Annotated in this window: 14 protein-coding genes and 1 pseudogene; 4 read left to right on the forward strand and 11 right to left on the reverse strand. The window is 40.2% G+C overall.

The window, feature by feature from the left end:
- Positions 1-9 precede the first annotated feature (9 nt).
- Both NSS82_RS21330 and NSS82_RS21335 read right to left on the reverse strand, forming a co-directional pair.
- Positions 10-1,518 (reverse strand): hypothetical protein, encoded by a 1,509-nt coding sequence (locus tag NSS82_RS21330; protein WP_143759049.1) that lies wholly within the window; start codon positions 1,516-1,518, stop codon positions 10-12.
- Positions 1,519-1,889: 371 nt separating this feature from the next.
- A complete protein-coding gene (locus tag NSS82_RS21335) occupies positions 1,890-2,270 on the reverse strand; it encodes a GNAT family N-acetyltransferase (RefSeq protein ID WP_235219572.1) in 381 nt (126 codons plus the stop codon).
- Between the two features lie 404 nt (positions 2,271-2,674).
- On the opposite strand from NSS82_RS21335, the gene NSS82_RS21340 reads away from it, so the two are divergent.
- Positions 2,675-3,487 (forward strand): undecaprenyl-diphosphate phosphatase, encoded by an 813-nt coding sequence (locus NSS82_RS21340; protein ID WP_036688882.1) that lies wholly within the window; start codon positions 2,675-2,677, stop codon positions 3,485-3,487.
- Positions 3,488-3,557: 70 nt separating this feature from the next.
- Here NSS82_RS21340 and NSS82_RS21345 read toward each other — a convergent pair whose 3' ends face one another.
- The 3 genes from NSS82_RS21345 to NSS82_RS21355 all read right to left on the reverse strand — a co-directional run bounded on the left by NSS82_RS21345 (position 3,558) and on the right by NSS82_RS21355 (position 4,889).
- Complete coding sequence (locus NSS82_RS21345; protein ID WP_076104980.1) at positions 3,558-4,151, reverse strand: hydrolase; 594 nt, start codon at positions 4,149-4,151, stop codon at positions 3,558-3,560.
- An 85-nt stretch (positions 4,152-4,236) separates the two neighbouring features.
- A complete protein-coding gene (csaA, locus tag NSS82_RS21350) occupies positions 4,237-4,569 on the reverse strand; it encodes a chaperone CsaA (protein WP_038572193.1) in 333 nt (110 codons plus the stop codon).
- 35 nt (positions 4,570-4,604) lie between these two features.
- The gene (locus NSS82_RS21355; RefSeq protein WP_256718372.1) at positions 4,605-4,889 is read right to left on the reverse strand and encodes an EamA family transporter; all 285 of its coding nucleotides are present in this window, start codon (positions 4,887-4,889) and stop codon (positions 4,605-4,607) included.
- A 205-nt stretch (positions 4,890-5,094) separates the two neighbouring features.
- Here NSS82_RS21355 and NSS82_RS21360 point away from each other — a divergent pair, with 205 nt between their 5' ends.
- Positions 5,095-6,150 (forward strand): ankyrin repeat domain-containing protein, encoded by a 1,056-nt coding sequence (locus tag NSS82_RS21360; RefSeq protein ID WP_076271995.1) that lies wholly within the window; start codon positions 5,095-5,097, stop codon positions 6,148-6,150.
- A gap of 138 nt (positions 6,151-6,288) precedes the next feature.
- On the opposite strand, the gene NSS82_RS21365 is transcribed toward NSS82_RS21360, so the two are convergent.
- On the reverse strand, positions 6,289-6,369 hold the full coding sequence (locus tag NSS82_RS21365; protein WP_232061537.1) for a YjcZ family sporulation protein: 81 nt from the start codon (positions 6,367-6,369) through the stop codon (positions 6,289-6,291).
- Positions 6,370-6,635: 266 nt separating this feature from the next.
- Between NSS82_RS21365 and NSS82_RS21370 the strand changes: the two genes are divergently transcribed.
- Both NSS82_RS21370 and NSS82_RS21375 read left to right on the forward strand, forming a co-directional pair.
- Positions 6,636-7,061, forward strand: a complete 426-nt coding sequence (locus tag NSS82_RS21370) for a MarR family winged helix-turn-helix transcriptional regulator (protein ID WP_076271996.1) — start codon at positions 6,636-6,638, stop codon at positions 7,059-7,061.
- A gap of 79 nt (positions 7,062-7,140) precedes the next feature.
- Positions 7,141-8,559 (forward strand): MDR family MFS transporter, encoded by a 1,419-nt coding sequence (locus NSS82_RS21375; RefSeq protein WP_370511297.1) that lies wholly within the window; start codon positions 7,141-7,143, stop codon positions 8,557-8,559.
- Between the two features lie 70 nt (positions 8,560-8,629).
- Here the strand turns inward: NSS82_RS21375 and NSS82_RS21380 are convergent.
- The 5 genes and pseudogenes from NSS82_RS21380 to fabZ form a co-directional block, all read right to left on the reverse strand.
- Positions 8,630-9,023, reverse strand: a pseudogene (locus tag NSS82_RS21380) (GNAT family N-acetyltransferase).
- A 269-nt stretch (positions 9,024-9,292) separates the two neighbouring features.
- A complete protein-coding gene (locus NSS82_RS21385; protein WP_076143734.1) occupies positions 9,293-9,946 on the reverse strand; it encodes a DUF421 domain-containing protein in 654 nt (217 codons plus the stop codon).
- A 122-nt stretch (positions 9,947-10,068) separates the two neighbouring features.
- Positions 10,069-11,307: an ATP-binding protein gene (locus NSS82_RS21390; protein WP_038572208.1), complete on the reverse strand. Its 1,239-nt coding sequence runs from the start codon at positions 11,305-11,307 to the stop codon at positions 10,069-10,071.
- Between the two features lie 460 nt (positions 11,308-11,767).
- Positions 11,768-12,367 (reverse strand): chorismate mutase, encoded by a 600-nt coding sequence (locus tag NSS82_RS21395; protein ID WP_076100216.1) that lies wholly within the window; start codon positions 12,365-12,367, stop codon positions 11,768-11,770.
- On the reverse strand, positions 12,364-12,804 hold the full coding sequence (gene fabZ / locus NSS82_RS21400; protein ID WP_076104987.1) for a 3-hydroxyacyl-ACP dehydratase FabZ: 441 nt from the start codon (positions 12,802-12,804) through the stop codon (positions 12,364-12,366). Before fabZ ends, NSS82_RS21395 begins: the two co-directional genes overlap by 4 nt.
- Positions 12,805-12,889 lie beyond the last annotated feature (85 nt).

Consider the following 12,889-nt stretch of genomic DNA (forward strand, 5'->3'; position numbering starts at 1 on the left):
AGTAACTTCTCACCTCTCCACGATCGTAATCATATATGGACTCATATCCAGACCAGGACACCGTACCCTTGAGGCTGGCTCTGGAGCAATGCTCGTCCGCAGCATTTTGCCGCGTAAACTCTCAAACAGAAGATCTTCTGCAAGTACATATTGGATTAGCTGTTGGCATTCATCAGAAACGCCGCCACCACCTTCTGGTGCCTGTTCCTGCACTAAAATCTCTGTATGAAAAAACTGCACCCACAGATCAACAGCATCCGGTGTATTTGCCCACCCTGTTAGTTCTTCGGCGGAAAAAGCCTCTGCAGTAAAGGTAAAGCTTCCCTGCTCAGCCAAGGCAGTAAAAACCGGCTTCCACAGATCCACTACCTTTGCCCATGGGATACCTTTAGGAATATATTGAACAGGCTCTGCGTCCACCTCATCTTCGAAATCATCCATCACTAAGTCGGGGATAAAGCCTACCTCTTGTTCCTCCCAAGCCCAAGGAAGCGGATAAACGAAGTCCTGATTCGGAGCGAATAATCCGCTGAGCAGCAGTTCAAGACTGTCACCGCTTGGCAGACCCTCTTCTTTCACCCATTCCTCCCATACGTGAGTACGGAAGTTAAACCCGGCTGCTCCCCAGAATAATTCAGGAAAGTTCAATCTTAAATTGGTCTCCATCTCAAAAATATTCAATACTACCTCAGCCAGCTCATCGTGCACACGCCTAGAAAGCTCGACTCGTTCAGAGAGAATACGGATCTCATTGAAGTCGATTACGTCTTTCTCATCATTGGCCAGCCGGGCCAGAGAACGGTGAATACTGTCAAAATGTTTGCGTTCCTCCTCGAACTGATGATGAATCTCTTCGAGTCGCTGATGCCGAGCCACTCCGAATTCACTAAAAATATGCTTCGGATTGCGGCGTAACGCATTGCGGTATTCTTGCTGTTGCTGGGTCATCTTACGGACACGGGAGATCAGTTCATTAACATCCTGAAGAGCCCGAGTTACGCGCCCATGTTTAATATGCATTTGAATCTCGAGCAGTTTGATGCTGATCTGAAATTCATCAATAATCTCATGGCTCATAAAAATGAGCTCCATTGCATATTCGGAGAGACGATAGATGGTTCTGCCATTCTCTTCCCAACTGCTGCGGGTCGCATCCTCGTCCACCGTGAAATACTTATATTTCTGCGCGGACATTTGCCGGGTCACATCATCATAGAAAAAGGATTCGAAATCTCCACCATTCCCGCTCCACAATAAACCGTCCACGAGACGCTCTACGGATTCGGTAGTCCCAAGATTGGCGATATTAAAACGTTCCAGTGCAGTCCAAGTAAGTTCTATAATATCCTCCTTGGATCTTCTCTCATTCGATTCTAGCTCCAGATAATAGACTTGCAGCAGAACGCTTAAAGACACCATTTCTTTGTACGGTTGGATTTCGCCAAGGTTCATGCCAGCCCCCAAATTCCACAGGGGATTCAATCGTTTGTTTCGTTCACCAAAATCCGACCAATTCATCTTTCTGCTAACCTCGCCATCACTTCATAATTTAAAATTTCCTGCGGAACTCTCCGGTCCTTTTCTCCCTGTACGGACAACGCCATACTTATTCTCGATCACCCTCACTAAAAGAAATAAAACCCCTATACATCCTGTATAGGGTTCTGAAACACGGGAATATATGTTTCTATTATAACAATCCTTCGAAGCTTATGCTATTTTTGTTAAACAAAATAATAGATTCTAGCCGGATGACAAAAGATCGCGGAATTACAGGGAGAAATCCCCTGATTTTTCTCTTGAAGCTTCATTAACTCTTATGGACTAAGCAAAAAAAGGCTGCCCCATAAACCATGAATTGGCTGAATGAGACGGCCCTTTTTTATTAACTACTCAGCAACTCCTTGCGTAAACGCCATACAATACTGCTCAAGTGGGCTATTAGGTAGAGGAATGACTTTAACCGTACGGAAATGATAATGCTCATAAATGGGCAAGTTGCTCGGCGTCTGTGTCTCTAACGTGCATAATGTATTGTTCACACGACATTCCGCGAGCAGCGGTGTCATGATTTTTGATACATATCCTTGGCCTCGATATTGTTCTTGCACTGCAAGCATATCCAAATGTTTATACTTCTGATCCCCAAACATTGATAACCATAAAGAACTCATACTACGCAAAATAGATAAACCACGTATAAATCCTCGCACCCCAATGATTCGGCAGATCGGTAATGACTTGATGATCGCAAGGACTATCTGTTTCATATACCTGACGTTCGAAATCAATGTCCCTGTCTGACGCTCCGAATGGAACACTAAAGCCACTGCTTCAAAGTTAGTAGAAGTCGTTAGTAAATCCGAATATGGATACAACATCTCAATGTAACGATGGAAAAAAATATTCAACACGCGTAATCTGGTTGATTCATCAGGCAAGATATGCTGATATAACGGATCATTTTTAGCAAATGCTTCGGCCAGAACACTGGCTGCTCTCGGAATATCATGCTGCTGAATTTTTAGTAATGTACTACAAATAGTTCCACCTCATTTAATAGTCTTACGAATTAGTATAACTCGTCCAATTGAATATGGCACGATGGTTCTATTGTCATTTCTTTATTGAATACGATATGATTGAAAAGATTACAAAAATACTGGGAGGTAAAATGGAAGATATTATACTGTGGCTTAAATACTTGTTTCTAGGGTTTGTTCAAGGGGCAACTGAGCCAATCCCCGTCTCTTCGAGCGGCCATTTGATCATCGCACAGAAATTGCTAGGCTTAAAACAAAATGGGCTATCATTTGAAATCTTAACAAATACGGCTTCACTAATCGCGATTTGTTTTATTTTCCGTAAAGATATCGGAAGATTGATCACTGGATTCGTTCAATTTATTCTGACCCGCAAAGAGGAATATAAGTCAGATTTCCTGTTCTCTTTGTACATCATCATCGGTACCTTGCCTGCGGTAATCGTTGCTTTACTCTTCAAGGATCAGATTGAGGATATCTTCTCGTCAGTTCATACCGTATCTATCGCCTTGCTGGTTACAGGGGTAGCTTTATGGTTGATCCGTAACCTTCGCGGCCGTAAACAAGATGGTGACTTAAAAGCGAAGGATGCAGTTATAGTCGGACTTGCCCAAGCAGTCGCCCTTATTCCTGGGATAAGCCGCTCTGGTGCAACTGTCATCTCTTCCATCGCTGTGGGAATGAAGCAAGAAACTGCTTTACGCTTTTCTTTTATGCTTTATATTCCTGTCAGTTTGGGCGGACTTGTTATGGGTGCATCTGATATTGCCCACGATCCTAACCGCTCGCAGCTAGCAATTCCATACTTGATTGCATTTATTACTACACTTATCGTTACTTATTTCTCCATGCGCTGGTTTATGGGGATTATGGCTAAAGGTAATTTGAAGTATTTCTCTTATTACTGCTTCTTAGCTGGGATACTTCTCCTCATCTTTATGTAAGACATAACTTCAATTAAAAAACCTCATGACAATCTCTGAAATTACAGAGAGAGCCTGAGGTTTTTTTATACTATTTCAACATGGATATTACTTCATCGCTCGACCGGATCTTACCTATACGAGGGAAGATAGTTTTGCATACATAATCATGCTCTTCTTTTACCATCGCGGTCATAGCGTCTTCTATAAAAACTTGATGATAACCAAGCTGATAAGCTTCTCTTGCAGTAGTATCCACACCAATCGAGGTAGAAATACCACATAATACGATCGTATCTATTCCGCGGCGCCGTAACTGCAAATCAAGATCTGTACCGAAAAATGCCCCCCACTGCCGTTTGGTAATCAGATGTGCATTTTTGATATTCGCTAATTCTGGCACGATGTTGTCCCAACCTTCTGGATAGGTGACAGAATTCATTTGTAAATCAGTTTTAGGTTTAAGCATATCTTGCCCATCTAGCCATGACACCCTCACTAGAACAACAAATCCTCCTTTCTCCGTAAAGGATTGAGCTAATTTGCAGGCATTCTCAACCACCTGAGCACTTGTATGCGGCCCCTGCTTTGGACTGAGGACAATTCCTTGTTGCAGGTCGATCACGACTAGCGCCGTTTTACTTGCCTCAATACTTTCAGATACTAAGCTTGTTAATTCTTCCATGGTCTTCTCTCCGATTACTATCAATTTTGTGTACATCTTAAAATAGACCCACTGTTAGTTAGTTTAATACAACAATTACCCTATATTACCCAATAGGTGTCCCATTAGGTAATTTAATATCTGGCTTCAAGAGAACCACATCCCCTTTATCCGGTATTCCTCCAAGAACTAATACTTCTGATAGGAAACCCGCTATATTTCGAGCAGGGAAGTTAACTACCCCAATGATTTGTTGCCCTACAATCTCTTCAGGCCTATATCGTTTAGTAATCTGTGCACTTGATGTTTTGCTTCCGATATCTGGTCCAAAATCAATTTGGAGTTTAATCGCAGGTATTTTTGCTTTTGCAAAAAACTCCGCTTTAATAATCGTTCCAACACGAACATCAAGTTTCAAAAAATCATCAATAGTTACCATTTTCCATCCCCCTATACATATTTCCGACTACTCATTTACTTATTTTGAATGTTGTACTTTAAAGATTTCGACCAAAAATACATTCCCATACCGAGTAAGGTTATTATGCCGCCTAAAAGCTGGAATAATGACATAGTTTCCCCTAATAATAGGTATGCAAGGACAATGGCAAGAACAGGCTCACCAATAATCCCAACCGAGACAGTAGTTGCTCCAATCGAGTCGATCGCTTTGGCTGACTGCCAAATCGTGTTTATTGAGCTATCGTTCTCCGTTAGCGTAATTTCGATGTCCTTCGTAAATTTCGAATTTATTTCCAAGACACAAGCTTAATGTTTTCATTTTCTAATAGTCTATGATTTCGGGATCGCCATATAAACGATATTCCATTCTCTTTTCCAATAATGTTACGTCTATATCTTCAACCTTTTCGTCCTGCATGAATTAGTGTTCAATTCTCCTATATGATAAACTTGCAAGAAGTTATCTGCTATTTATCTATTAATAAAGGAGCGGAAAAATGATATGGGCAAAAAGAAAAAAACATTACCCGCCAATTTTGCCGAGCTGGTTAAAACGAATGATATATCTGCCTTAAAAGAGGTATTTGAGCTATGCGAATGGGATGCCCGCGGGGGTTACAGCAAAGGTACCGCCCTCAGCTTCCGGCAAATACCGGATGAAATGGTTTCCTGGCTTGTGGAGCAGGGTGCTGACATCAACGCTGCCGACAACTATAAGCGTACCCCTCTTCATGCTCAGGCTGCAACCTGGTCCGGAAATGTCCCCTTACTCCTTGAGCTAGGTGCAGATATGGAAGCTCTGGATTACCAGAATGAGACACCGCTGCACTCAGCAGCAGCTTCTTACAAAACAAAAGTAGTGCAGGATCTGGTGGAACGCGGTGCAAATGTCCATGCAGAAAATAAGCGAAAAAACACACCTCTCGCCAAAGGATTATTACAATGCCGGAATATCGATATAGTTCACATGGCAGAAATCTCGCGAATTATGCTGGATGCAGGTGCAGCAATTACGCCGGAGATGAAGGAATCCGTGCGGCGTATCGGCAAGGATTTTGAATTCGTCAGAACAAATTACAATAAAGATCGACTGGATGAAACTGCAAATGCTCTCCTGGAGCTGTACCGGCAATTTGATGTCGAGCCTATAGCGAAACTGGAGAGACATGACGGAATTTCTCCCATCAAGGTAACGGCAGCCGCATGGCCCGCACAGCACCAAGAGCTGTGGGATTTTCTTGTCCCTGCTTCAGGACATGCGACAACGGTGCAGGGTGAGGTTATCCGCATCACAGGGCGGGTGTCTCATGAAATACTTAATAATGGCGGAGGAAACTGGGATGCCGATTACCGTAAAATGCTGGATGCACTGATACGGCATTTTAGCACGGGCACGCCTTTAACGCCCGCCCTTCTTCAAGAGGCAGCTGCACTCGCCAAGCGGTTCCGCAACATTGCTGGCAATGAGCAACCAGCCAGATTATGCGAGCTGGCGGTGCAATGGGTACTTGCCAATCCTCAGCCCATTTCTATGACACAACCCGATTATTCCCGTTAAGTCTTCTATATGAATATTCATGACAACATTAACCACCGTAAAAATAATCCAGAATCCTTAACGTTGTCAATTATCTAACTAAAGAAAACACAGAACCGCCCCGAAGAAAAAAACTTCGGGGCGTCGATTTACATAATTCTAGATCCAACAAGTTTTAAGGATAATGACGAGAAGAATGTAAAGCACAAGAATCGTACCCGTTGATGTCCAAGGATTAATACAAACTGGAGCCTTTTTTTGTTCTTGAACGCCCCCAACACAATTATATCCCATTTTAATCCCTCCCTAATTACTTTTTTTTAATTTCACAACAGCATATGACTATGTATCATCAAATGATTGGGCATTAAACAACTTTGTCGCTTGTATCTAAGCCTATGATTCTATTCATTTTCTTTAACTTGACAAGCATCAGTTACTGTATGCTAATATAGACAAATCAATAACGTTGATATATCATCTATTCTTCAATTAGGAGAGATTATATGGATTCCAAAGACCCGCTAGGTTTAGTGATTCGCGATTTACATTTGGAAATAGCAAATTATTTAACAAAATTGCTTGCCCCTGTTCGACTTGCGCCTGAACAACATCTACTTATGGCTTTGTTGCTTGAGAAAGAAGGTTTATCTCAGAACGAGATTGCTAATAAACTTGGGAAGGACAAAGCCAGTGTTGCCCGAATGATCGCCAGCTTAGAGAGCAAAGGTTACATACGCAAAGTAACAAGTGCGCAAGATCGCCGGGCGGTAAATGTATATGTAACAGAAGAAGGACGGAAATTAGAGAACACTATAAATGAGGTGACGGTCAATTTAAACGAAATTATCGAGTCAGGATTATCTGCTTCAGATTACTCAACGTTAAAGACTTTGCTAACACATGTGCTGAATAATGTAAGAGGTGCTTAAAGCATTTCTCTCCCCCTTATAGTTGATATATCATCTATCATGCAAAAATAATACGAATCAAAATTCTGAAAAGAGGTTCATCATTATTATGGAATCATCATCAACTGTTCAAGTTAAACGTCCAGCCCTCATGGCCTTCTCGCTTATGTTAGGTGCATTCGTCGGGCTATTTAGTGAAACCGCCTTAAACATGGCTTTTACAAATTTAATGGATGAATTTTCAATCAACGCCTCAACGGTTCAGTGGCTAACCACAGGATATTTACTTGTATTAGGTATCCTCGTTCCAATATCCGCCCTATTAATGCAATGGTTTACCACTAGACAATTATTCACCGCTTCCTTGCTATTTTCTATTATCGGTACATTAATTGCTGCTCTCTCCCCTAATTTCAGCTCATTATTAATTGCACGATTAGTGCAAGCCTTAGGGACAGGCTTATTGCTTCCATTAATGACCAATATTATTCTTATTATTTTCCCTGCACATAAACGCGGAACTGTCATGGGAATGATGGGACTCGTTATTATGTGTGCACCGGCCCTTGGACCTACTCTATCTGGTTTAATTGTAGATCATTTTGGCTGGGAGTATATCTTTTGGATAAGCTTACCTTTATTGTTATTTACATTAGGTTTCGGATTAACATTCATTAAAAATGTAGCCAACATCACAAAACCTAAAATTGATATTTTATCCATCTTGCTTTCTACTCTTGGATTTGGTGGAATCGTCTTTGGTTTTAGTAACTTTGCTGATCATTCTTTGAATGAAATCATTGTTTTGCTGCCTCTTATTGTTGGTTTCATCAGCTTAATCTTGTTTGTATTACGGCAATTTAAATTGGAAACCCCAATGCTGAATTTACGGGTATTTAAATATCCCATGTTTACGATAGGTCTTATAATGCTCTTTTTAGGAATGATGATCATTTTATCTTCTGCAATTTTATTACCTTTATATTTAAAAGGAGGTTTATTGTTATCGGCCACAATGGCTGGTACTCTACTTCTTCCAGGCAGTGTTATTAACGGGGCTATGGCTCCAGTTACGGGTAGAGTATTCGATAAATACGGTCCGAAATTATTGCTGCCGCTTGGATTTTTTATCGCAACCATTGCTGGTTTTCTATTTACAAGAAACTCTACTGAAACCAGTAGCCTAACCTTTATATTAATACACTGCGCAATGTTTATCGGATTAGCAATGGTCATTATGCCCGCTCAAACCAATGGGTTAAATCAATTACCTGTGAAATACTATCCGGATGGGGCTGCTGTTATGAGTACACTTCAGCAAATTGCAGGTGCTCTTGGTACAACGTTCGCTGTTACGCTAATGTCTAGCGGACAAATACGATTCGCAAACACACATCCAACCGCTGCACAGCCTGAAATATTAACCGCTGGAATTACACATGCTTACTTATTTATCGCAGCAATTGCAGGTATTGGATTGATTATATCGTTATTTGTGAAGCGTATTCGAGTGTATTGATTTTGTCTGTTAAAAAGACAGTGGACATGAACTGCCCGCTGTCTTTTTTTTTAAGTATAATCCTAAGGCTTTAACTCATATGTTTTTCATAAAAAACTAATGTTAAGTTGTCATTTATTTTTTTGGTTTCTCCCGTGCTTCTATACCCTAACTTTTCATATAAATAGCAATTCCTTTGCTCCTGTATAATACTATCCAGCTCCCATTTCTTTGATACTGACCCGATAAGTTTTATTTTCCTTTTTAAGGATGCGGACACCGCCCACAGCAATATCAAAATACTTAATCATATAATAATCTGCAAAAGACTGATTAATTCGATCCCTGATTTGTTCCACAGTTTCATTGGCTGGGCTGGTTTCATAATCTTTATATTTCTCCAGCAATGGCATAAAGGCTTTGACTTGCATTTCATGAATAAACGCTGCGTCACTCGCGTCTGCTTTACATATAGAAATCTCCATAAAGTTATACCCCTCCGAAAGTTAGTAAATATATAAGCTGTCAGATATTCTTTTTATCCTCCGATTTAGAGGAATCTCTAAAAGAGCCCAAGATACCCGTAAACAGCCCAACTAATCCAATAAAAACGCCTATCCCGCGGCCACCCTCATAGGCTAATATCACAACTACTCCAAACAATGTAATGTGAAGCCCAAAAAGTTGAGTTTGCACTCCTGATTTCAAATAAAGACACTTGAGCCTCCCGGCTCCAGCGTCTCATCATGTGGATTTATGGTTTGTTTTTGGGAAGGATATAGAGTGTTCCGTCTTCTTTATATTCAGCATAGGCAATATCCTCAATGCAATTATAGCCCTGCTCTCTGACGCGTTCCTTAATCTGCTCCTTGTTCATCGATCTGCCACGCATAGACTCTTCCAGTACCCTGCCTTTATCAATAACTGTAACGGAAAAAGCAGAAGATTGCTCATCTTCAGACTTGCGCATTACCGATAGAGAACCGTTCGTTTCGAGCAGAGCATACCGTACTTCACTTAGGGAAAAGATATTTTGTTGCCTCAGCATGAACAGCAGTTGGGTATACTCAATATCATATTTCTCCAACAAATCCTGATTCACTATGCCATCGTCAATTAGCAGCACTGTCCGGCCTTCCGCCATGTTCCCGAATTTCACAAAATGGGTAGTCACCTTTTCGAACAGATAAGATAATGCGGTCCAAATAAAAAGAGCAAACAGCAGATGCCAGATCTTCACCTCATCATCATATATCGTATTGCCGACAATTTCACTTAAAATCAATGAAGACAGAAAATCAAGTGGTGTCAATTGACTAAGCGTCTTGCGGCCGGTAATAAAGGTAATGATCCACAAACCAAAAAAGCTGATGACCAATTTGACGCCTATAGTTACAAATATCTCCATTGCTGCACCTCCAGATGGGACTCGCGCAGGCACGTTGCCCTTTTTACACGAAATCCATTCATGAAAGGTATTACACACTCCTAGTGGGGTATAAACAGCAAAAGATACTCTCTGCAACTTGCCTATGTTGGGATGGTTATAAGGAATGTTGTCCCTTTGCCTTTTTCACTATCGACTTCAATATTTCCTTTCACTTTATCGACGGTACTGTAGACCATAAGCATACCCAGCCCCGTCCCTTCTGCTTTAGTAGAATAATACGGTTTACCGAGTCGCGATATTTCATCTTTAGTCATGCCGACTCCGTTATCTTTGATACTGATCATAATATTTTGCTTTTTTTCAAATATATCGATAAATAGCGTTCCACCATCGGTTTCCTTCATCGCTTCTATACCGTTTTTATATAAATTAATTAGACACTGCTGAATCTGGTTCCGGTCATAATTTTTATTTAAGGAATTATTAAAATTGAATTGAACATCTACTTTGTGCATGGTGGCATAAGGCATTATGATATTTTTAGTATATTCTGATTCTGCCTTCATATTGGAGTAAACCATGTTTTCAGATTGTGGCTTGGCAAAGGAGAGATAATCACTTACAATTTTTTCTGCTCGCTGTAGCTCTTGTAGAGACAACTCTACAAATCCCTTTTCCTCTGGCGTCATTGTTTTAGATTTATTTAATAGCTGCAAAAAACCACTAGTCACTGTAAGTGGATTTCTGATTTCATGGGATACACTTGCCGCTAGCTCGCTGACGACATTTAATCTTTCCGATTGGACAATCCGTTCCCGATTTTTAATATTAGATATAATTTTTTCAATCAAAATCATAATGACACTCATCACCCCAACATGAGTCGTCAAAGCATTTAATGAAAGAATCCAAAATTGCCTGTCTAAAGAATCCTGAACCAAACCTAAAATAAACAGATAAACCCCCATAATTAGCAAAGCAATCAGATTTGCCGCAATCACACGACCTTTCGATGGTAATTTTAAAAATCTGTTTTTATATAACGGCACCAAAATCAGAATCGCCGTCGCAAATAGAAACGAATAAAATACGCCATCTCCACCCACATAGAATCTGTACGCATTCAAAATAATATATAGAGGAAAAACATTCCTATATCCTCCAAAGAGTGCCACAATAATAAACGGAATGTACCTTAAATCAAAAATATAGCCAATTTCTAGTCTGATAGGTTTAGCGATACAGAGACTCATGGTCACTGCTGACATAAAAACGAGAATCAATCTATTGTAGGAATAGGCCCGATTCTCAAAAAATATCAGAAATGTTAATACTGGAAAAAGCAAAAACAAAAAATTCAAAAGTAGGGTTTCAAACAAGAGATGACTTCCTTTCAGCCTTTTGCTGCGTAAATGAATATATTCAAGGTTATATTAAGGGTTTTAGATCATTACCTAAGCTAACATTATAAGTCACAGTATTGACTATACACTATGTATTTCTCAACCATTTTTCAAATAATCCCAAAAAATCATACTATAGAACCACAATTAGCAAAAAAATACAGACATCTGAAGTCTGTGTGGGGTCATCAATTTTCGTATTCCTGAATATCTACCTTGTAAACTGTACCTTCGTAGTTTTTATGGCTGGAAATGAATCATTGAATTTGTTTTACACAGAAAACAGCCATCCCCTCAGGATGGCCGGTTTTTAATTCACTAAAATCCGTTAACTGTGATATGGAGCGGCGCCTAATTTAACTTCGCTCGGATCTCCACTTTTGATCATAGCAATGGAGACAGCTATAAGCAATATTTTCCGGTGAATAAATAAGTACTACAGCCTAAAAACAATTTGATCTCCTGTCTCATTGTTCTTGAAGGGTTTACCATATTTCCTGAACTCTAATGTAACGCCTGAAGGATCGTCAGAAAGCGGTGGAGAAATCACGTAATTATAAGAAGCTTGTCCGGTTGAACTTCCGCCATTCGTCATTCGACTATCATATTCTTCTCCTATAAACAGCTCGAAAAAGCTATGGCTATGAGAATTTGCTGGAAGCTCAGTTGTCATGTCCCAATCTATATTAAGGGTGACCACACTAGCATTACTGTATTGACGTATAGAGGTCAGTGTATAAAATAATTCATCTTTCTCAATTGATTTAAGAACTGCAATATGTTTTCTAAAATCAATTGGCTCAACCATCGGTTTAAAATGATCTTCACTTAGCAATGTCCCAAATACCGCTTTCAAAAAATCCTCATAGAGCTCATAATTTTCTGCCCATTTAGAGATAGATTCAAACGGTGGGAATCCTGGATTATTATTCGAGATTTCCTTTCGTTGCTTGATCAATGCACATATTTGCTCGTCGATATCCTTAATTTGCAGATCGTAATGTTCAGTTGGTCGTACAAACGGCATCCTTTTCATTTTGAACCTCCTTTTTGCACAAATGCAAAAGAAATCTCAGCTTCACATACCAGCTCACTATTTACTGTTGCGATGCCTTTGCCTTTTACAATCTCACCTTTCATCCGATTGACTTCGAATTCGAGAAGAAGCTGATCCCCAGGCGTTACTTGGCGCTTAAAACGGGCATTATCAATGCCAACTAATAACCCTATCTTGCCCATCAGCTTTTCGTTTTTGCACATTGTGATTCCTCCTACCTGGGCTAATGCCTCCACAATTAAAACACCTGGCATAACAGGATGCTCAGGAAAATGGCCGCTAAAAAACGGTTCATTAATGGATACATTTTTTATACCTACTGCTCTCTTGTTCTCCTCCAACTCAATAATTCTGTCCACTAAAATAAACGGATAGCGATGAGGAATAAGTTCTACAATCTGCTGTATATTTAGCATAATTCCCGTCTTAGCCTCCTAAAATACTTTTTGGGTAATTTTAACACCAGAAGAGATTTTGTACTACTCAAAAATCCCAAAGCAA

It is taken from the genome of Paenibacillus sp. FSL H7-0735, assembly GCF_038008505.1.
Classification (GTDB): Bacteria; Bacillota; Bacilli; order Paenibacillales; family Paenibacillaceae; genus Paenibacillus_AQ; species Paenibacillus_AQ odorifer.

Excerpts from the sequence above, each read along its gene's own strand:
- NSS82_RS21370 (WP_076271996.1), top strand. The coding sequence starts at position 6,636 with ATGGATTCCAAAGACCCGCTAGGTTTAGTGATTCGCGATTTACATTTG.
- NSS82_RS21385 (WP_076143734.1), bottom strand. The coding sequence starts at position 9,946 with ATGGAGATATTTGTAACTATAGGCGTCAAATTGGTCATCAGCTTTTTT.
- fabZ (WP_076104987.1), bottom strand. The coding sequence starts at position 12,804 with ATGCTAAATATACAGCAGATTGTAGAACTTATTCCTCATCGCTATCCG.
- NSS82_RS21340 (WP_036688882.1), top strand. The coding sequence starts at position 2,675 with ATGGAAGATATTATACTGTGGCTTAAATACTTGTTTCTAGGGTTTGTT.
- NSS82_RS21360 (WP_076271995.1), top strand. The coding sequence starts at position 5,095 with ATGGGCAAAAAGAAAAAAACATTACCCGCCAATTTTGCCGAGCTGGTT.
- csaA (WP_038572193.1), bottom strand. The coding sequence starts at position 4,569 with ATGGTAACTATTGATGATTTTTTGAAACTTGATGTTCGTGTTGGAACG.
- NSS82_RS21345 (WP_076104980.1), bottom strand. The coding sequence starts at position 4,151 with ATGGAAGAATTAACAAGCTTAGTATCTGAAAGTATTGAGGCAAGTAAA.
- NSS82_RS21330 (WP_143759049.1), bottom strand. The coding sequence starts at position 1,518 with ATGAATTGGTCGGATTTTGGTGAACGAAACAAACGATTGAATCCCCTG.
- NSS82_RS21335 (WP_235219572.1), bottom strand. The coding sequence starts at position 2,270 with ATGAAACAGATAGTCCTTGCGATCATCAAGTCATTACCGATCTGCCGA.
- NSS82_RS21395 (WP_076100216.1), bottom strand. The coding sequence starts at position 12,367 with ATGAAAAGGATGCCGTTTGTACGACCAACTGAACATTACGATCTGCAA.